Here is a 19650-nt window from a genome sequence, read left to right on the forward strand (position 1 = left end):
GGCGGGTGAGGTCCGTCACGTGCGGCCGCAGGCCCGGTACAGGGCCCCGGCCACCGCACCGGGGTCGCAGACCGGCAGGACCGCCGCCAGATGCCCGTCCGGGCGGACGATGTGGACGGAGTCCGGGCCCGCGCGCAGGGCCGTCCGGAGCACCCCTTCGGTGTCGATGTCGTCCAGCGCGCGGAACTCGCACGGGACGTCGACGGCCGGCGGCGCGGCGGGCCGCCCGCCGGTGAGGACCAGGAAGCGGGTGCCGACCAGGCGGCGCAGGCGGGTCGCCTCGCCGTCGACCGTGCACGGGCCGTCCGGGCAGAGCACGCCCGGAACCGGCGGCCGGACGGCCCCGGCCTCGCGCGGGAAGCCGTCCGGCGGCCCGGCCGGCGTGGTCAGCGGCGAGTCCAGGTACCAGAACGGTTCGGCGAGCCGGCCGGAGTCGACGATCGCGCGCGGGTCGGGGTGCGTGCGGGCCGCCGCCAGCGCCGCCCGGCGGCGCGCCCGCTGCGCCGCCGTCCGCGGGACGAGGAACTCCATCGTCCGCGTGGTCACCCGGAGGTTCTCGGCGGCGGCGGCGCGGCGCTCGGCGTCGTAGCTGCGCAGCAGGCCGGGCGGGGCCCAGCCGTGCCGGACGAAGGCGAGCTTCCACGCGAGGTTCTCCGCGTCCTGGACGCCGGAGTTCAGCCCCCGGGCGCCGAACGGCGCGTACAGGTGGGCGGCATCTCCGGCCAGGAACGCCCGGCCGGACGCGAACGTCTCGGCGACCCGCTCGTGGAACCGGTACACGGTGGCCCACACGATCTCGTACGGGGCGTCACCGGTGATCTTCCGGACGCGGGCGTCGAGCGCGCCGGACCGCCGCTCGGCGGCGAGGTCGAGGCCGGCGGGGACCTGCCAGTCGATGCGCCACGTCCCGTCCGGGCACGGGTGGACGAGGACCTGCCGGCCGGGGTTCCACTCGGGGTCGAAGTAGAACCGGCGCTCGCTCGGGAACGGCAGGTCGGCGCGGATGTCGCAGATGAGGAACTCGTCGGCGAACGAGCGGCCCGGGAAGCCGATGCCGAGCAGGCCGCGGACGGCGCTCCGCCCGCCGTCGGCGCCGACGGCGTGCGTCCCGCGCACGGTGCCGCCCGCGTCGGCCTCGACCCCGCGGCCGTCCTGGCGCAGGGCGGTGACCGCGTGCCCGTACCGGACGTCCACCAGCGGCTCGGTGGCGGCGAGGTCGCGCAGGTACCCCTCCACCTCCGCCTGGGAGATGTTGATCCAGGGCGGCACCTCGCTGCGCCCCGCGTCGGGGAAGGCGACCGAGAACAGCTCGTCGCCGCGGTCGTAGGTGCGGGCGGTCGTCCAGGTCACGCCGCGGGCGATCATCCGCTCGGCGCAGCCGGCCCGGTCGAGGACGTCCAGCACGTCCCGCTGGAAGCAGATGGCCCGCGACCCGGCCGGGTCGCGCCGCGCGGCGGCCTCCAGCACCACGCTCGGCACCCCGTGCCGCGCCAGCAGCAGCGCCGTGACCAGCCCGACCGGCCCGGCGCCGACGACCAGGACCGGTTCCGCCGGGGAGCCCACCCTCGTCATGGTGCGCCGCCCGCCCGCCCCTGTGCAGCCGCCCGCGCCGGTCATCGGGGGTCAGGCGGTGGAGGTCTCCGCCGCGCGGGCGCGTTCGACGGCCTCGGTGATCGTCCGGTCGGCGACCCGCCGGTCCTGCCAGCCGCGCACGTCGGCGGACTTGCCCGGTTCGAGGCTCTTGTAGATGTCGAAGAAGTGCGCGATCTCGTCGAGGATGTACTCGTGCACGTCGGGCAGGTCGTTGATCCCGGCGTAGCGGACGTCCCGCGACGGGACGGTGAGGACCTTGGCGTCCGGCCCCTTCTCGTCGAGCATCCAGAACACGCCGACGCTGCGGACGGTGACCTGGCAGCCGGGGAACGTGGGCTCCTCCAGCAGCACCATCGCGTCCAGCGGGTCGCCGTCCTCGGCGCAGGTGCCCGGGATGTAGCCGTAGTCGTGCGGGTACCGGGTCGCCGTGAACAGCATCCGGTCGAGCCGGATGCGGCCGAGCGCGTGGTCCATCTCGTACTTGTTGCGCGATCCCCCGGGGATCTCGACGACCATTTCGATCTCCATGGATACCTCCCCCTCCGCGGACCCTACCCGCGCGGAGGACCCGTGATCGTAGAGTCGGCGCATGGACGCGCCGCGATTCGCCTACCAGCCGCTTCCCGTGCGGGTCGTCTTCGGCGCGGGCGTCCTCGGGGAGCTGCCCGCCGAGGTGGCCGCGCTCGGCGCGGCGCGGGCGCTCGTGCTGTCGACGCCGGGGCGGCGGGCGGGCGCCGAGCGGGTCGCCGCGCTGCTGGGCGACCGGGCGGCGGGCGTCCACGCCGGGGCCGTGATGCACGTGCCGGCGGAGGCGGCCGCCGCGGCGTGCCGGGCCGCCGGGGCCGCCGCGGCGGACGCGCTGGTCCCCTTCGGCGGCGGGTCGGCGGTCGGCCTGGCCAAGGCGGTCGCCAAGGAGACGGGGCTGCCGATCGCGGCCGTCCCGACGACGTACGCCGGGTCGGAGATGACGCCGGTGTGGGGCATCACCGAGGGCGGCGTCAAGCGGACCGGGCGCGACCGGCGGGTGCTGGCCCGGACGGTGCTCTACGACCCGTCCCTGACGCTGGGGCTGCCGCCGGCGGTGTCGGCCGCGTCGGCGATGAACGCGATGGCGCACGCCGTGGAGGCGCTGTACGCCCCCGACGCCTCGCCGGTCATCTCGCTGATGGCGGAGGAGGCCGTCCGCGCGCTGGCCGGGGCGCTGCCGGAGGTCGTCCGCGACCCCGGCGGCCTGCCCGCGCGCACCCGGGCCCTGTACGGGGCGTGGCTCTGCGGGACGTGCCTGGGCGCCACGGCGATGGGCCTGCACCACAGGCTGTGCCACATCCTCGGCGGGTCGCTGAACCTGCCGCACGCCGAGACGCACGCCGTCCTGCTGCCGCACGCCCTCGCCTACAACGCCCCCGCCGCGCCGGACGCCGCGCGGGCGCTGCGCCGGGCGCTCGGACGGGACGATCCGGCCCGCGCCCTGTGGGACCTGTCCGGTTCGCTGGGGCTGCCGCGGTCCCTCGCCGGCCTGGGCGCCGACCCCGCGCACCTGGACGGCGTCGTCGCACGGGCCCTGGCCGGCGGGTTCGCCAATCCGCGGCCGGTCGAGGAGGCGGGCCTGCGGGCCCTGCTCGGCCGCGCGTGGCAGGGCCGCCCGCCGGACGCCTAGCCGACGGCGCTCAGTGGGCGGCGGCGTTCCAGTCGGCGCCGGCGCCGAGGGCGACCTCCAGGCCGACCGTGAGCGGGTACGCGGTCGTCATCCGGTCGCGGACGATCTCCTCCACCGCGTCCCGCTCCCCCGGCGCCACCTCCAGGACGATCTCGTCGTGCACCTGGAGCAGCAGCCGGCTGCGCAGCCCGGCGGCGGTGAGCGCCTCGTCCACCCGGAGCATCGCGATCTTGACGATGTCGGCGGCGGACCCCTGGATCGGCGCGTTCAGCGCCATCCGCTCGGCGGTCTCGCGGCGCTGCCGGTTGTCGCTGGTCAGCTGGGGCAGGTAGCGGCGGCGGCCGAGGATCGTGCGGGTGTAGCCGGTGGCGCGGGCCTCGGCGACGACGTGGTCGAGGTAGTCGCGGACGCCGCCGAGCCGTGCGAAGTAGGCGTCCATCAGCGGGCGCGCCTCCGCCATCGGGATGCCGAGCTGCCTGGCCAGCCCGAACGCCGACAGCCCGTACGCGAGCCCGTACGACATCGCCTTGATCCTGCGCCGCATGCCGGCGGTGACGGCGTCCGGCGCGACCTGGAAGACCCGCGCGGCCATCGTCGCGTGCAGGTCCTCCCCGGACTCGAACGCGGCCAGGAGCGTCGGATCCCGCGACAGGTGCGCCATGACGCGCAGTTCGAGCTGGCCGTAGTCGGCCGTCAGCAGCGACTCGAACCCGGCGCCGGGCAGGAACGCGCGGCGGATGCGCCGGCCCTCCTCCGTCCGGACGGGGATGACCTGCAAGTTCGGCTCGGTCGAGGTGAGCCGGCCCGTCGCGGCGACGGTCTGCTGGAAGGTGGTGTGGATCCGGCCGTCCGCGCCGGTCTCGCGGATCAGCCCGGCGACGGTGGCGCGCAGCCGCGCCTGGTCGCGATGGCGGAGCAGCACCTCCGGGAGGCCGTTGTCGGTCTGGGTGGCGAGCCAGGTCAGCGCGTCCAGGTCGGTGGAGTACCCCGACTTGATCTTCTTGGTCTTCGGCAGGTTCAGCTCGCCGAACAGCACCTCCTGGAGCTGCTTCGTCGACCCGGGGTTGAACCGGCGGCCGGCGATCTCGGCGGCCTCGTCGGCGGCGTCCTCCATCGCGCCGGCGAAGTGCCGCTCCAGCTCGTCCAGGAGGCGTGCGTCCACGTGGATCCCGGCGCGTTCGGCGCGGGCGAGCAGGCCGGACAGCGGCAGCTCGACGTCGCGGAGCACCTCGTCCATGCCGGTGGACGCGAGGTCGGCGGCGAACACGCCGGCGAGGTCGAGGACGGCGCGGGCGCTCAGCATCAGCCCCGCCGGCCCGTCGGCGGGCGGCCGGCGGCCCAGGTGGCGGCCCGCGAGGTCGGCGATCCCGTAGGCGGCGAGGCCGGGAAGCAGCAGGTAGGCGGCCAGCGCGATGTCGGTCGCGACGCCGCCGAGCCGCAGGCCGCGCTCGCCGAACGCGCGCAGCAGCGCCTTCACGTCGTGCAGGGCCTTCGGGCGGCCGGGATCGGCCAGCCAGTCGGCGAAGGCGCGCTCGTCGTCCCCGGTGAGGGCGGACGGCTCGAACGAGGCCGCGTGCCCGTCCCCGGCCGCCAGCGCGATCCGCGCGACGCCGCCCGCGCCGCGCGCCCACGTCCAGTCGGCGGCCAGCCCGGTCAGGCCGGCGGCATGGGCCGCGAGCCAGCCGGCCAGCTCGTCCGGGCCCAGCTCGCGGCCCCGCACCGGCTCGGGCCCCGCCGGCTCCGGCGCGCGGCCCCCGCCGGGGTCGGCGGCGAAGAGGCGCTGCCGGAGGCTGGCGTTGCGGAACTCCAGCTCGTCCAGCAGCGCCGTGAACGCGGACAGGTCGTAGGGGCCGCGCCGCAGGTCGGCGGGCGCCACCGGCAGGTCCACGTCGCGGACGAGTTCGGTCAGCCGCCGGTTCAGCCGCACCGGGTCCAGCGCGGCGCGCAGCCTCTCCCCCGCCTTGCCCCGCACCTCGCCGGCGCGCTCCAGCAGCGCGTCGAGCGACCCGAACTCGCGGATCCACTTCGCGGCCGTCTTCTCCCCGACGCCGGGGATGCCCGGCAGGTTGTCGGACGGGTCGCCGCGCAGCGCCGCGAAGTCGGGGTACTGCGCGGGGGTCAGCCCGTACTTCTCCCGCACCGCCTCCGGCGTGTAGCGGATCATCTCCGACGCCGTCCGGTAGAAGTACAGGACGGTGACGTCGTCGCTGACGAGCTGGAGGACGTCCCGGTCGCCGGTGACGATCAGGACGGCCATGCCGTCCGCCGCGGCCGCCGTCGCGAGCGTCGCGATGACGTCGTCGGCCTCGTAGCCGGGCGCGCGCAGCGCGGGCACGCCCATCGCGGCGAGCAGCCGGTCCAGGACGGGGAGCTGGCTCCCGAACTCGTCCGGCGACCGCGCCCGGGTCGCCTTGTACTCGGGGAACGCCTCGGTGCGGAACGTCCGCCGCGAGACGTCGAACGCGACGGCCGCGTGCGTCGGGCGCTCGTCCCGCAGCACGTTGGCCAGCATGTTCGCGAACCCGTACACGACGTTCGTCGGCTGCCCGGACGTGGTGCCGAAGTTCTCCACCGGCAGCGCGTAGTACGCCCGGTAGGCCAGCGAGTGGCCGTCCAGGAGCAGCAGGCGGGGCCGGTCGGTCATGTCTCACATCCTGGCATCGGGGGAAGGAGGCATGAAACGTCCGGGCGAGGTGTTGGGGGCGACATGGACAAGATCGAACTGGGCCGGCTGGGCATCTGGCGGCCGTGGAACGCGCTGGATCCGGAGCTGGCCAAGGACGTCGAGGACCTCGGCTACGGCGCGATCTGGATCGGCGGCTCCCCGCGCGGCGACCTGAAGACCGCCGAACGGCTGCTGGCCGGCACCGAGCGGATCGTGATCGCGACCGGCATCGTGAACATGTGGGCGACGCCCGCCGGGGAGGCCGCCGCGTCCTACCACCGGCTGCACGACGCGCACGGCGACCGGTTCCTGCTGGGCGTCGGCATCGGCCACCCGGAGGCGACGCGGGAGTACCGCAGCCCGTACGAGACGATCGTCCGCTACCTGGACGAGCTGGACGCCGCGGACGTCCCGGCCGGGCGGCGGGTGCTCGCCGCGCTCGGGCCGAAGGTCCTGCGGCTGGCGGCGGAGCGCGCCGCGGGGGCGCACCCGTACTTCACCACGCCCGAGCACACCCGCGAGGCGCGGGAGGCGCTCGGTACCGGTCCGCTCCTCGTCCCGGACCAGAAGGCGGTGCTCGACACCGACGCCGGGCGCGCCCGCGCGACGGCCCGGGAGTCGGCCCGGATGTACCTGGGGCTGCGCAACTACGTCGGGAACTTCAAGCGGCTCGGCTTCACCGACGCGGACGTGGCGGACGGCGGCAGCGACGCGCTGATCGACGCACTGGTCGCGCAGGGCGACGCCGCGGCGCTGGCCGCGCGGGTGCGCGCGCACCTGGACGCGGGCGCCGACCAGGTGGCCGTCCAGGTGCTGGGCGACGGCGACCCGCGCCCCGCCCTGCGCGGGATCGCCGAGGCGCTCGGGTGAACGCCGAGGCGCTCGGGTGAACGGCTGAGGGGCGCGCCCGCGGCCGGGCGCGCCCCTCTCATGGCCCTGCTCATGGGCCCTGCTCGTGGCCCCTGCTCATGGACCCTGCTCATGGGTCCCTGCTCATGGGTCCCTGCTCATGGGTCTACACGGACGGGATCACCGGGTCTTGTAGACGCCGACCTCGTCCGGGACGACGCGCTCGCCGGGCCGCGCCGGGGCGCGCCGGGCCAGCTCGTTGCCGTTGACCGTCAGCGTGCTGTGCGCGAACAGCTGGGTCACCGCCGCGGTGGCGTCGATCATCTGGTCGAAGCCCTTGAGGTTCACGTTGTCGTAGCGGTCGCAGACCGAGTGGTAGCAGGGGTCGTAGGCCACCCCTGCCGTGCCGCCGTAGGCCGCCGCCTGCGCGGGGGTCTTGATGCCCTCGGCGCCGGTGAAGACGCCGCCCGCGGGGATGCCCGCGGTGATGAAGGCGTTGTAGTCGGACCGTCCGTTGAAGGGGGTCGGGTCGGTCGGGAGGTTCCGGCTCGCGAAGTAGTCGTTGAACGCCTTCTCGATGGCGCCGGACCCGGCGGGCGGCTCGACGTTGTTCTCGCCCGCGCTGTCGTCGCCGTCGTAGACGAAGTTCACGTAGTTGGGCGAGGCGAGCATGTCGAAGTCGAGCATCAGCGCGACCTTGTCGCGCTCGGCCTGCGGGAGGTTGTCGACGTAGTACTGGGAGCCGAGCAGGCCCTCCTCCTCGGCGCCCCAGAACGCGAACCGCACCTTGTTGCGGACCTTGGGGCCGAGCTTGTGGATCTGCTTCGCCATCTCCAGCAGCGTCGCGGTGCCCGAGCCGTCGTCGTTGATGCCGGGGCCCTCGGTGACGCTGTCGTTGTGCGCGCCGACGACCACGACGTTGTCGGCGCGGCCGCGCCCGGTGTCGGCGACGACGTTGGCGGCCTCGCGCTTCTCGTTGAGCACCTCGGTCTTCACGCGCAGCGTCACGCCGCCGTCGCCCGCCTGCTCGACGAGCGCCCGGCCGACCGCGTTGGTCGGGCCGACCACCGGGATGTCGTACGGGGTGGTCAGCGTGCCCCCGACGGGGCCCGGCTGGTCGGGGAGCTGGTAGATCACCACGGCGGACGCGCCGGCGGCGACGGCGTTGTCGGCCTTGACGGAGAAGAAGCAGCCGCCGCGCTGGATCAGCGCGATGTGCCCGGCCGGGAACCCGGCGAAGTCGCCGGCCTCGCATCCGCTGCCGGTCCCGGCGGCGCCCGGGTCGACGGGGGTCGCGGCGGCGGTGACGTCGCCCGACCCGGAGTACTGCAGGGTCGCGAAGTCGGTGTCCGGCGCGAACGTCTTCGGCTCGGGCGCGGTCTCGGCGAAGACGGGTTCGGCGGTCTCCTGCCAGAAGTCGAAGGAGAAGTTCTGGACCGTGGGGCTGTACCCGGCCCGCTTGAGCTGGTCCGCGATGTACTTGATGGTGATCTTGTTGCCGGGGAGCCCGGCGGCCCGGTTGCCGCCGTTGGCGTCCGCTATCTTCTGCAGGTTCAGCTGGTGGTGCCGGACGTTCTTCAACGTCACCAGCCTGGCCAGCCCGGCGTCGCCGGCGGCCGGGCCGGCGGGGACGGCCTGGGCGGGCACCGCCGCCAGGGCGGTGGCTGCGAGCGACAGCCCGGTCAGGGTTGCGAGCGCGGCTCTGCGCATGACTAGGTCTCCGTTTGTGGGGGGACGAAGCAACCCGAAGCCTGACACGCGTCAATTTCCGCAACAAGACACGACTCAGCATCAAAACGGCCAATATTGGCCTCTTTCTACCCCTGATTACCAAGATCGACATTCCTTCGGCGATTACCGTCCGTCCCGAGCGGCTGCACGGCTCGTGTCGATCACCGGCGCCGGCGGCCGAACGTATTCTCCGAGGTCAACCCGGATCGGCCGCTGGGGCACACGCGTTGACCTGCGAAGACGCCGGCCGGACGGAAACCGTCCCGCACCGCCCGCCGGACGCGCCCGCCACCCCGCCCCGTACTTCCCCGGATATGCGTTCCAGCAGGTGAGGCCCCTGGCACCGGACAAATCGGCGTGAGTATGCTTCGTCACCCTTGAAGGTGGCCGCCGACGATGCAGGAGTGGGCCGTTGTCGAGTCCCGAACAGGTGCGCCCGGAACCGGTGCGCCCTGAGCTGGTGCGCCGATCCCACGGACGTCCGAACACGCGTCCGATCGGGCGCCGGATCGTCCTCCTCTTGGCGATCCCGCTGGTGTCCCTCGTGGCCCTGTGGACGTACTCGGCCATTCCGGCGCTGGACGACGCGCTCAAGCGGAACGAGTACGCCCAGAACCGCGACCGGGCGGGCCAGCCCGCCACCCTCGCCATGCAGGCGGTGCAGGAGGAGCGCGCCGCGGCGGTCACCGCCCTGGCGGCGCCGTCGTCCGCGAACACGCAGAAGTTCCAGGCCGCGACCGGCAAGACCGAGCGCGCGGTGGCCGCCATCCGCCGGACGGCGCTCGCGCCCGATGCCGTCAGGAACCTGAACTCCGGCGAGGTCCAGCGCACCCGCGACGTCGGCAACCAGCTCGACCAGCTGGCCAGCGTCCGGTCGCAGATCACCGCGCGGAACGTCTCGCCGCTGGAGGCCGTCAACGCCTACAACACGGCCTTCGACAACACGGTCCGGCTGCTCACCACGCTGGTGACCCTCGACAGCGTCCGCGTCTACCAGCAGACCAACGGCCTGCTGTACGTGTACTGGGCGCGCGACTTCATGCTGCGCGAGGACGCGCTGCTGAGCGCGCTGCGCGGCGGCCGGCTGACGCCCGGCGCCCGCGCCGCGTTCGCCCAGTGGGCCGGCACCCGCGCCGAGCTGGTCAGCCTCGGCCGGACCGGGCTCACCGGGGACATCGCGAAGACCACCAGCGGGCTGGTGAACTCCACCGCCTACACCGACTACGTCGCGCTGGAGACCGCCGTCGTCCAGCAGGGCAAGGCCCCCGATCCGCAGCGCTGGCGGACGGTGACCCGGACGGCCGGGCAGGCGTGGCTCGGCGCCGCCGCGAAGGCCGGCGAGCAGCTCCAGGACGACGAGGTCGACCCGGCCGGCGAGCGGATCATGCTGCGGGTCTACCTGGCGGGCGGCGTCGGGCTGCTCGCCGTCATCGCCTCCATCGTGCTGTCGCTGCTGTTCGCCCGGCGGCACGCCGACGAGCTGAGGCGGCTGCAGCGGTCCGCGCAGGAGCTGGCGAACGAGCGGCTGCCCCGCGTCGTGGCGCGGCTGCGGCGCGGCGAGCGCGTCGACCTGGAGGCCGAGACGCCCCGCCCGCCGGCCGGGCGGACCCGCGAGGTCGCCCTGGTCGGCGAGGCGTTCGAGAGCGTCCAGCGGCAGGCGATCAGCACCGCGATCGGCGAGGCGGAGCTGCGCGCGAGCATCAACCGGGTCTTCGTCAACCTGTCGTGGCGCAGCCAGTCGCTGCTGCACCGGCAGCTGCGGCTGCTCGACCAGATGGAGCGGCGCGCCTCCAGCTCCGAGGAGCTGGACGACCTGTTCCGCCTCGACCACCTGACGACCCGCATGCGGCGGCACGCCGAGGGCCTGGTCATCCTGTCCGGCTCGCCGACCGTGCGCGCGTGGGACCACCCCGTCCCCGCCGAGGACGTGGTGCGCGCCGCGATCGCCGAGGTCGAGGACTACACCCGGATCGAGGTGACCGGCGCGTCGTCGGCCGCGGTCACCGGGGACGTGGTCGCCGACGTCATCCACCTGCTCGCCGAGCTGATCGAGAACGCCACCGCCTACTCCCCGCCGACCACCGAGGTCACCGTCAAGGTCGAGACGGTCGCCAACGGGCTCGCCGTGGAGGTGGTCGACCGCGGCATCGGCCTGCACCCCGACGAGATGGACGCGCTCAACCAGCGGCTCGCCAGCGCCGGCGAGTTCGACCTCGTCGACACCGAGCGGCTCGGCCTGTTCGTCGTCGCGCGGCTGGCGGCCCGGCACGGCATCAGGGTCTCGCTGCAGCCGTCGGCGTACGGGGGCACGACCGCGATCGTCCTCGTCCCGCACGCCCTGGTGGTCCTGGAGGAGCACTGGCAGGCGATCGGCGAGCCCACGGTGACGCAGCCCGGCGTGCCCGGTCCGGACGCGCCGCGCCTCGGCCGGCCGGTCCGCCCCGCGCTGCCCGGACCGGCGGTCCCGCCGCGGCAGGCCGGACCGCGGGCCGCCTCTCCCCCGCCGGTCTCCTTCAATACGCCGATCTCCTACGACGCCGGGGACTCCTACGACGCGGCCGGCCCCTACGACGGCCCCTACGAAAGTGGGGACTCCCACGACGCCCCCGTCTCCTTCGATCCGCCGGTCTCCTTCGATCCGCCCGGGCACGGCGATGGCCGGTCCCGGCCGCCGGAAGCGGAACCGGAACCGGAGCGGGCGGACGACAGCGAGGCCACCGGCAGGCTGCCGCGCCGGGTGCGGCAGCGCAGCCTCGCGCCTCAGCTGCGCAAACATGCGGTGACCAGGCACTCGGAACCGGCCGGAGAGCCGGACGAGGACTTCGAGGAGCCGAGTCCGGAGTTCAGCCGCGATCTGATGGCCTCGCTACAGTCGGGATGGCTGCGCGGCAGGATCGCCGACGACGAACCGGGCGATCTCGATCCACGCGATGAATGGGGGGAATCATGACGCGGCAGGGCCACGCGACCGGCGAGCTCGACTGGCTGCTCGAAGACCTGGTGCAACGGGTCGGCGAGGTCCGCCAGGCCATCCTGCTGTCCCGTGACGGGCTGGTCATGGGCGCATCGGGGAACGTCACCCGCAAGGACGCCGAGTTCCTCGCGGCGCTGTCGTCGGGCTTCCACAGCCTCGCCAACGGCGCCCGCGAGCACTTCCAGGCCAAGCAGGTGCGGCAGACCGTCGTCGAGCTGGACGACCGGCTGTTCTTCGTCATGCCGGCCGGCAACGGAAGCTGCCTGGCGGTCCTCAGCGACGCCGGCGGCAACGCCGGGCTCGTCGCCTACGAGACCACCATGCTGATCAAGCGGGTGCGGCGGGCGCTGTCGGCGTCACCGCGGGCCGCGGCCGAGGACGCGTCGCTGCGGCCGGGTGCCGCGGGCTGAGCGGCCGTGGAGACTCCGAGAGAGCGCTGGATCGGGCGGGACGCCGGCCCGGTCGTGCGGCCGTACGCGGTGACCCGCGGGCGCACCCGCCCCAGCGGGCTCGCCATCGACCTGGTCATGATCCTGATCTCGACCGGGCGCACGCCGGGCGACCGGGTGTGGCTGTCGAGCGAGCAGCGACGGCTGCTGGAACTGTGCCGGCAGCCGTCGACGCCCGCCGATCTGGCCTCGGAGACCGACCTCCCGTTCCGGGTCGTGCAGATCCTGCTGGAGGACCTGCACCAGTACGGCCTCATCGAAGAGGTCCCGCAGGCGGCGGAACCGTCCGACCGTCCCGACCCCCGCATCCTGATGAGAGTGCTCGATGAACTTCGCCGCCTCTAACCCGTCCATGACGCCGTACGCGCCGCACGACGACGTGCCCACGCACACGCTGAAGGTGCTGGTGGCCGGCGGTTTCGGCGTGGGCAAGACGACGCTGGTCGGGGCGGTCAGCGAGATCCGCCCGCTGCGCACCGAGGAGACCCTCACCGACGCCTCCGTCGGGGTGGACGACCTCGGCGGCGTGGAGGGCAAGACGACCACGACCGTGGCGATGGACTTCGGCCGGCTGACGTTCTCCGGCGGCGTCCGGCTGTACCTGTTCGGGACGCCCGGCCAGGAGCGGTTCTGGTTCATGTGGGACCAGATCGCCTACGGCGCGGTCGGCGCGATCGTGCTGGTCGACACCCGGCGGCTCAGCACGAGCTTCGCGTCCATCGACTTCTTCGAGCAGCGCGGGATCCCGTTCGTCGTCGCCGCGAACCAGTTCGACGGCGCCCGCCGCTACAGCGTCGACGAGATCCGCGACGCCCTCGACGTCGACCCGGACGTGCCCGTCCTGATGTGCGACGTGCGGAGCCGCGAGGTGGCGCGGGGCGTGCTGGTCGCGCTGGTCGAGCACTCGCTCCACACGGCCCAGTCCTAGGTTCTCCGGGAGACGGCGCCTAGCCGGCCGCCATGCGGGCGACGATGAGGGAGGCCAGCGCGGCGTAGGCGGCGGAGTCGTCCATGCCGGTCTGCGCCTTGATCTCGCCCCGGTGGACGGCCTCCATCACCTGGCCCGCGACGGCGCCGACGAACGCCGCGTCCGCGCCGGGCACGCGGCCGCCCGCCTCGCGGACGAGCCCCTGCACCCGCCGGACCGCGAGACCCGTGTTCTGCTTGTAGATCTCGCGGGCCGGGGCGAACGCGTCCAGGTCGGCGAAGAACGCGGGCGACGCGGGGGCCAGCTCCCGGGATATGGCGCGCAGGTAGGCGGCGACCCGCTCCCGGGGGTCGGCGCCCGCGTCGGCGTCGAGCGCGGCCTCCACCCGGTCGGTCGCGCGCCGGAAGAACGCCCGGACCACCGCCACGATGATCTGCTCGCGGCTCGGCGCCACCGAGTACAGCGTGCTCTTCGAGCAGCGCAGCAGGGCGGCGAGGTCGGCGACGCCCAGCTCGGCGAACCCGCGGTCGAGGAAGACGTCCATGAGCCGCCCGATCAGCGCCGCCCGCCGCCGCGCCGCCCGCGTGACACGCTCGTCCACCGAGGCCATGGCGGCGACAGTACCAAACCACGTTCGCCAGTACTCCTTTTGGTACTGTTCGAGTGCCGAAAGGAGCCCGCCCATGCCCGCCACCCGGCACCTGCCGACCCCCGAGTCCGAGGACCTGATCGCGCTCACCCGCGACATCGCGGCCAAGGAGCTCGCGCCGCGCGCCGCCGGCGCCGAGCGCACCGGGGCCTTCCCCCGCGAGGTGTTCGCGACGCTGGGCCGGGCCGGGCTGCTGACGCTGCCCTACCCGGAGGAGTTCGGCGGCGGCGCCCAGCCGTACGAGATCTACCTCCAGGCGCTCGAGGAGATCGGCGCGGCGTGGGCGAGCGTCGGGGTCGGCGTCAGCGTCCACGCCCTCTCCTGCTTCCCCCTGTTCGCCTACGGCAGCGGCGAGCAGCGCGCCCGGTGGCTCCCGGACATGCTCTCCGGCGAGCGGCTCGGCGCGTACTGCCTCTCCGAGGCGCACGCCGGCTCCGACCCCGCGGCGATGCGCGCGCGGGCCCGGCGCGACGGCGACTCCTACGTCCTCAACGGCGCCAAGGCGTGGACGACCCACGGCGGCAAGGCCGACTTCTACACCGTCATGGCCCGCACCTCCGACGACGGGCCGCGCGGCATCTCCTGCTTCCACGTGCCCGCCGGCACTCCGGGCCTGGAGTTCGACGAGCCCGAGGACAAGATGGGCCTGATGGGCTCCACCACCGCGACCGTCCGCCTGGTGGACGCCCGCGTCCCCGCCGGCAACCTGATCGGCGACGAGGGGCAGGGCCTCTCCATCGCGCTCGCCGGCCTCGACGCGGGCCGCCTCGGCATCGCCGCCGTCGCCACCGGCCTCGCCCAGGGCGCCCTCGACACGGCCGTCGCCTACGCCAAGGAGCGCGAGGCGTTCGGCAAGGCGATCATCGACCACCAGGGCCTCGCCTTCGTCCTCGCCGACATGGCCGCCGCCGTGGAGTCGGCCCGCGCCACCTACCTGTCCGCCGCGCGCCTGAAGGACGCCGGCCGCCCGTACGGCCGCGAGGCGTCCATCGCCAAGCTGATCGCCACCGACAACGCCATGAGGGTCACCACGGACGCCGTCCAGGTCCTCGGCGGCGCCGGCTACACCCGCGACTTCCCGGTGGAGCGCTTCATGCGCGAGGCCAAGGTCATGCAGATCTTCGAGGGCACCAACCAGATCCAGCGCCTGGTCATCTCCCGCCACCTGGCCCGCTGAGCGCCCTCCCGCCCGCGTCCCGGACCTTTCCGGCATGGTGCAGCTGGACGGGTGGTTCCGCGCGCGTTCCTAGAGGCGCACGTACTCGTAGTCGAACGGGCGGCCGTTGACGCCGTTGCGCGGCGGGGCGATCCAGGCGGCGATCTTGCCGGGTTCGTGGACGGGCCGCATCAGCGACCGGACGTGGGTCTTGTCGACCTCCGTCGGGAGCCAGGCGCCCTTGCGCCGCTCCCACTCGGCGGCGTCGAGGAGCTCGCCGTCCGGCGCGGCCTCGATCCCGGCGAACGCGCCGACCTTGCGGTTGAAGGCGATGCTCGGCAGGTAGAGGCGCTGCGGCAGGCCCGCGCCCTCCAGGATGCGGTTCCACCGGTTGACGCCGCCCTGGCAGTCGGAGATGTACTCGCGGCGCAGGTCGGTGTTCAGGCCGGTGAGTGCGGCGACCTCGGTCTCGGCGATGGCGCCGTCGACGAGGGCGTCCACCATGGCGGCGTCGTCCGTGAGGCGGTGGTCGTCCTTGCGGCGGCCCTCCATCCAGCGCCCCTTGAGGCCGGCCGTGTAGTAGTTGGCGACGTTGCTGGACGTCTCGGACCCGAACAGGTCGAGCGACACCGAGTAGTGGAAGTTCACGTACTTCTGGACGACGTCGAGCGAGATGGCGCCGTGCGCGGTGACGTCGTCGGTGTCGTGCTCCTTCATCAGCCGGACGGTCCGCTCCACGACGCGGTCGATGCCCGTGGTGCCGACCATCATGTGGTGGGCCTCTTCCTTGAGCATGAACTCGCAGGTCCGGGAGAGGGGGTCGAAGCCGGACTCCTTGAGCGTGCCGAGCTGGTACTTGCCGTCCCGGTCGGTGAAGTAGGTGAACATGAAGAAGGAGAGCCAGTCGGGGGTCTCCTCGTTGAACGCGCCCAGGATGCGCGGCGACTCCTCGCTGCCGGAGTTGCGGTGCAGCAGCTCCTCCGCCTCCTCGCGCCCCTCCCGCCCGAAGTAGGCGTGCAGGAGGTAGACCATCGCCCACAGGTGGCGGCCCTCCTCGACGTTCACCTGGAACAGGTTGCGCAGGTCGTACAGGCTCGGCGCGGTCGCACCGAGGTTGCGCTGCTGCTCGACGGACGCGGGCTCGGTGTCGCCCTGGACGACGATGAGGCGCTTCAGGTCGGCCCGGTACTCCCCCGGCACCTTCTGCCAGGCGGGCTCGCCCTTGTGCTGGCCGAACCCGATCCGCCGGTCGCCGTCGCGGTCGGCGAGGAAGATGCCCCACCGGTAGTCCCGCATGGCGACGTGCCCGAAGTGCGCCCAGCCCTCGCGGCCGACGTTCACGGCCGTGCGCAGGTAGACGTCCCGCGTCGGCAGCGCCGGGCCCATCGACTCCCACCAGTTCAGGAAGTTCGGCTGCCACGACTCCAGGGCGCGCTGGAGCCGCCTGTCCTCGTGGAGGTCGACGTTGTTCGGGATCTTCTCGCCGTAGTCGGCGGCGGTCGGCATGGGTCAGACTCGCTTTCGGTCGAAGTCGGCGCGCCGCCCGGTGCCGTAGCGTCGCAGCGCGCCGTCGGGGCCGGACGCGTTCGGGCGGGTGAAGATCCAGTTCTGCCAGGCGGTGAGCCGCCCGAAGATCTTGGTCTCCAGGGTCTCCGGGCCGGGGAAGCGGTAGTTGGCCTCCAGCCCGGTCAGCGCGTCGGGGCTGAAACCGGCCCGCTCCTCGACCGCGATGCGGACCTCCTCGTCCCAGTCGATGTCGTCGGGCGCGAAGGTGACCAGGCCGAGGCGCTCGGCGTCGGCGGCCTCCAGGGGCTTGCCGGCCGCGTCGCGGACGGCGGCGAAGGCCTCCTCGTCGCCGAGGAAGCGGGTCGCCAGGCGGGTGAGGCCGTTGCTCATCGGGAGCGGGCCGAGGTTCATCGCGTCCACGGTGACCGCGGCGGGGTCGGCGTCCGGGTCGGCGTCCTCGAAGACGCCGTCGAGCTGGTAGGCGCGGTCGGCGGCGAGCGCGACCTCCAGCAGCGAGCCCGCGAAGCACGACCCCGGCTCGATCAGGGCGATGAGGCTGCGGCTGGTGACGTCCAGGCGCTTCAGGGTCCGCTTGAGGTAGTGGACGATCTCGTTGGCGAGCCAGTCGCCGGCGTGGTCGAGCAGCATCCGGTCATGGGCGAGGACGTGCTCGGCGCTCCCCTCCGTGCGCAGGACCCAGGTGCCCAGGTCGAGCTCGTTGGCGCGCAGGTCGAGGATCAGGTCGTCCAGCTCGCGGGTCATGGCGAGCGTCCAGAAGTCCTCGCGGCGGAAGTCCTCCGGGGGCGCGCCGGGACCGGCGACCGTGATCTCGACGGCGCCCGCGCCGCGGTCCAGCTTCGCCGAGACGTGCCGGTAGGCGATCGAGGCGGCGGTGCGCTCCTTGGCGAGCGGCGTCAGCGCGACGCCCTCGGCGCCGGCCGGACGGGACGAGCGCGCCGCCAGCCGCCCGGCGCGCTCGGCGACCGCCGCGTCCCAGGCCGTGCGGGGCACCGCCTCGTCCACCAGCCGCCACGCGACGGCCTTCTTGCCGCCGAGCCCCTCGGCCCTGGTGGAGAAGTAGTCGGCGCGGTCGCGGCGGACGCGCCGCTTGTCCGTCACGCGGGTGAGGCCGCCGGTGCCGGGCAGGACGCCGAGCAGCGGCAGCTCCGGCAGTGACACCGCCGACGACCGGTCGTCCACGAGCATGATGTGCTCGCAGGCGAGCGCGAGCTCGTACCCGCCGCCGGACGCGGTCCCGTTGCACGCCGCGAGGTAGGTCTGGCCGGAGTTCGCGGTCGCGTCCTCGATGCCGTTGCGGGTCTCGTTGGTGAACTTGCAGAAGTTCACCTTCCACGCGTGCTCGGACGCGGCCAGCATCCGGATGTTGGCGCCCGCGCAGAAGATCCTCTCCTTGCCGCTGGTGACCACCACCGTGCGGACGCCGGGGTGCTCGAACCGCAGCCGCTGGACGGCGTCGTACAGCTCGATGTCCACGCCGAGGTCGTAGGAGTTGAGCTTCAGCTCGTAGCCGGGGACCAGCCCGCCCTGCTCGTCGACGTCCATGGTGAGGGTGGCGACGGGCCCGTCGACGTCCAGGCGCCAGTGCCGGTAGCGGGCCGGGTCCGTCCGGAACTCGACGTGCATGGGTGCTCCTCCGCTGTGTCCGTACCCCCATGCTCCACAGGACATGGTCAGCACGTCAAGAGTTAGTAGCACATTGCGGCCGGCCCGCCCTGCGGCCGCCGATCACCCGGCCAGCAGCGCGGCGGCCATGTCGCGGACGGCGAAGCGGCGCAGCTTGCCGGTGGGGGTCGTCGGCAGCCTGTCCACGATCAGGACCTCGCGGGGGCGCTTGAACGACGCGAGCCCCGCCCGGCAGAAGTCGATCAGCTCGGCCGGTCCGGCGGACGCGCCCTCCTTGAGGACGACGGCGGCGACCGGCTTGTCCAGGCCGTCGGCGTCCGGCAGCCCGACGACCGCGGCCATCGCCACCGCCGGATGCTCCAGCAGCCGCCCCTCCACCTCGGACGGCGACACCCAGATCCCGCCGGCCTTGAGCATGTCGCCCGTCCGGCCGAGGCAGGTGTAGTAGCCGGCCTCGTCGACCACGTAGGTGTCGCCGGTGCGCAGCCACTCCCCCTGGAACACCTTCCGGGTCGTGCCGGTGCGGCACCAGTAGCCCGTCGCGATCGACTCGCCCCTCACCAGCAGCGAGCCCGGCGTGCCCGGTTCGACGTCGGCGCCGGACGCGTCCACGACCCGCAGCTCGTAGCCGGGGACGGCGGTGCCCGTCGTCCCCGGGCGGACCTCGCCCGGACGGTTCGACAGGAAGATGTGCAGGCACTCCGTCGACCCGATCCCGTCGATGATCTCCACGCCGTACTTCGCGGTGAAGCGGCGGCACAGCTCGGCGGGCAGCGGCTCGCCCGCCGACACCGCCAGCCGGACGGACGCGAACGCCTCCACCGGCACGTCCGCGTTCAGGATCGCGGCGTAGAAGGTGGGCACGGCGAAGAACAGCGTCGGGCGGTACTCCGCCAGCCGCTCCGCGACGGACGCGGGCGTCGGCCGGTCCGGGTCCAGGATCGCGGTCGCGCCCGCCGCGAGCGGGAAGAACAGCGAGTTGCCGATCCCGTAGGCGAAGAAGAGCTTGGCGACCGAGTAGCAGCGGTCCTCCGGCGTGATGCCGAGGACCTGGCGGCCGTAGGTCTCCACGACGTGCCGGACGTTGGCGTGCCGGTGCATCGCGCCCTTCGGCGTGCCGGTCGTCCCGGACGTGTAGAGCCACAGCGCGCTGGAGTCGTCCGATGTCGGGTACGGCTCGTCCAGGCGCCCGCCGCGGGCGCGTCCCTCCTGGACCAGGCCGCCGAAGGGGCCCACCCGCACGCCGGGCGGCGCCTGGAGAACACCGCCGCCCTCCGCCCCGCCCCCGTCCACCACGACGTGCCGGACACCCGGCGCATGCGCGAGCGCCGCCTCCGCCGCCACCGCGAACCGGTCGCTGACCAGCAGCACCCTGGCCCGCGCGTCGTTGAGCAGGGCGGCCAGCTCGGCGCCCGTCAGCATCGTCGACACCGGCACCGGGACGGCCCCCAGCCGCATCGCGCCCAGGATCGCGGCGGCCATGGACGGGCCGTCCGCCATGAACAGGACCACGCGCTCCTCGCCCCGCAGCCCCCGGCCCTCCAGCCCGGCGGCGACGTGCGCGGACAGCTCGGCGAGCTCGGCGTAGCTCAGGTCGCCGCCCGGGCCGGTGAGGGCCGTCCGGCCGCCGGTCTCCGCCTGGAAGGCGGCCTGGAGCAGGTAATCGGCGGCGTTGAACGTGGCGGGCAGGGCCGGTGCGGTCGCCGTTTCAGCGGTCATCGGGGTCTCCAGTCGCCGGGAACCGTGGCACTCATGCTCTACATAGACAAAACGCTAGTCAATAGATCTGTGGAATGATGGCCGGTCGCGGAGCGCGCGGGATACTGGACAGCGTTCCATGGACGGCCGC

15 protein-coding genes are annotated in these 19650 nt (G+C 73.8%); 7 read left to right on the top strand and 8 right to left on the bottom strand.

Going from position 1 to position 19650, the window contains the following annotated elements; genetic code table 11:
• Positions 1–15 precede the first annotated feature (15 nt).
• Positions 16–1572: an FAD-dependent monooxygenase gene (locus ACA511_RS26970; RefSeq protein WP_375027403.1), complete on the bottom strand. Its 1557-nt coding sequence runs from the start codon at positions 1570–1572 to the stop codon at positions 16–18.
• Between the two features lie 51 nt (positions 1573–1623).
• Complete coding sequence (locus ACA511_RS26975) at positions 1624–2121, bottom strand: inorganic diphosphatase (RefSeq protein WP_375027404.1); 498 nt, start codon at positions 2119–2121, stop codon at positions 1624–1626.
• A gap of 61 nt (positions 2122–2182) precedes the next feature.
• Between ACA511_RS26975 and ACA511_RS26980 the strand changes: the two genes are divergently transcribed.
• The gene (locus tag ACA511_RS26980) at positions 2183–3250 is read left to right on the top strand and encodes a maleylacetate reductase (protein ID WP_375027405.1); all 1068 of its coding nucleotides are present in this window, start codon (positions 2183–2185) and stop codon (positions 3248–3250) included.
• Positions 3251–3260: 10 nt separating this feature from the next.
• Here ACA511_RS26980 and polA read toward each other — a convergent pair whose 3' ends face one another.
• Complete coding sequence (polA, locus tag ACA511_RS26985) at positions 3261–5894, bottom strand: DNA polymerase I (RefSeq protein WP_375027406.1); 2634 nt, start codon at positions 5892–5894, stop codon at positions 3261–3263.
• A 63-nt stretch (positions 5895–5957) separates the two neighbouring features.
• On the opposite strand from polA, the gene ACA511_RS26990 reads away from it, so the two are divergent.
• Complete coding sequence (locus tag ACA511_RS26990) at positions 5958–6785, top strand: LLM class F420-dependent oxidoreductase (protein ID WP_375027407.1); 828 nt, start codon at positions 5958–5960, stop codon at positions 6783–6785.
• A 159-nt stretch (positions 6786–6944) separates the two neighbouring features.
• On the opposite strand, the gene ACA511_RS26995 is transcribed toward ACA511_RS26990, so the two are convergent.
• Positions 6945–8474, bottom strand: coding sequence for a M20/M25/M40 family metallo-hydrolase (locus ACA511_RS26995; protein ID WP_375027408.1), 1530 nt, complete (start codon positions 8472–8474; stop codon positions 6945–6947).
• Between the two features lie 541 nt (positions 8475–9015).
• Between ACA511_RS26995 and ACA511_RS27000 the strand changes: the two genes are divergently transcribed.
• From ACA511_RS27000 to ACA511_RS27015, 4 genes are read left to right on the top strand one after another with little or no spacing between them, the layout of a single operon-like run.
• Positions 9016–11445 (top strand): nitrate- and nitrite sensing domain-containing protein, encoded by a 2430-nt coding sequence (locus ACA511_RS27000; protein ID WP_375027409.1) that lies wholly within the window; start codon positions 9016–9018, stop codon positions 11443–11445.
• Positions 11442–11879: a roadblock/LC7 domain-containing protein gene (locus tag ACA511_RS27005; protein ID WP_375027410.1), complete on the top strand. Its 438-nt coding sequence runs from the start codon at positions 11442–11444 to the stop codon at positions 11877–11879. Before ACA511_RS27000 ends, ACA511_RS27005 begins: the two co-directional genes overlap by 4 nt.
• Before the next feature lie 6 nt (positions 11880–11885).
• Complete coding sequence (locus tag ACA511_RS27010) at positions 11886–12263, top strand: DUF742 domain-containing protein (RefSeq protein ID WP_375027411.1); 378 nt, start codon at positions 11886–11888, stop codon at positions 12261–12263.
• Between the two features lie 7 nt (positions 12264–12270).
• Positions 12271–12846 (top strand): ATP/GTP-binding protein, encoded by a 576-nt coding sequence (locus ACA511_RS27015; protein ID WP_375027498.1) that lies wholly within the window; start codon positions 12271–12273, stop codon positions 12844–12846.
• Between the two features lie 19 nt (positions 12847–12865).
• Here ACA511_RS27015 and ACA511_RS27020 read toward each other — a convergent pair whose 3' ends face one another.
• Positions 12866–13456 carry a TetR/AcrR family transcriptional regulator gene (locus ACA511_RS27020; protein ID WP_375027412.1) on the bottom strand — a complete coding sequence of 197 codons (591 nt, stop codon included), beginning with the start codon at positions 13454–13456 and terminating at the stop codon, positions 12866–12868.
• A gap of 73 nt (positions 13457–13529) precedes the next feature.
• Between ACA511_RS27020 and ACA511_RS27025 the strand changes: the two genes are divergently transcribed.
• A complete protein-coding gene (locus ACA511_RS27025; RefSeq protein ID WP_375027413.1) occupies positions 13530–14672 on the top strand; it encodes an acyl-CoA dehydrogenase family protein in 1143 nt (380 codons plus the stop codon).
• A 69-nt stretch (positions 14673–14741) separates the two neighbouring features.
• On the opposite strand, the gene boxB is transcribed toward ACA511_RS27025, so the two are convergent.
• From boxB to ACA511_RS27040, 3 genes are all read right to left on the bottom strand, one after another.
• Positions 14742–16157: a benzoyl-CoA 2,3-epoxidase subunit BoxB gene (gene boxB, locus ACA511_RS27030; RefSeq protein ID WP_375027414.1), complete on the bottom strand. Its 1416-nt coding sequence runs from the start codon at positions 16155–16157 to the stop codon at positions 14742–14744.
• A gap of 3 nt (positions 16158–16160) precedes the next feature.
• Positions 16161–17801: a 2,3-epoxybenzoyl-CoA dihydrolase gene (boxC, locus tag ACA511_RS27035; RefSeq protein WP_375027415.1), complete on the bottom strand. Its 1641-nt coding sequence runs from the start codon at positions 17799–17801 to the stop codon at positions 16161–16163.
• A 102-nt stretch (positions 17802–17903) separates the two neighbouring features.
• On the bottom strand, positions 17904–19520 hold the full coding sequence (locus ACA511_RS27040) for a benzoate-CoA ligase family protein (RefSeq protein ID WP_375027416.1): 1617 nt from the start codon (positions 19518–19520) through the stop codon (positions 17904–17906).
• Positions 19521–19650: the final 130 nt, after the last annotated feature.

Origin of the sequence: Actinomadura sp. GTD37, assembly GCF_041951365.1 — a bacterium.
Lineage (GTDB): Bacteria > Actinomycetota > Actinomycetes > Streptosporangiales > Streptosporangiaceae > Spirillospora.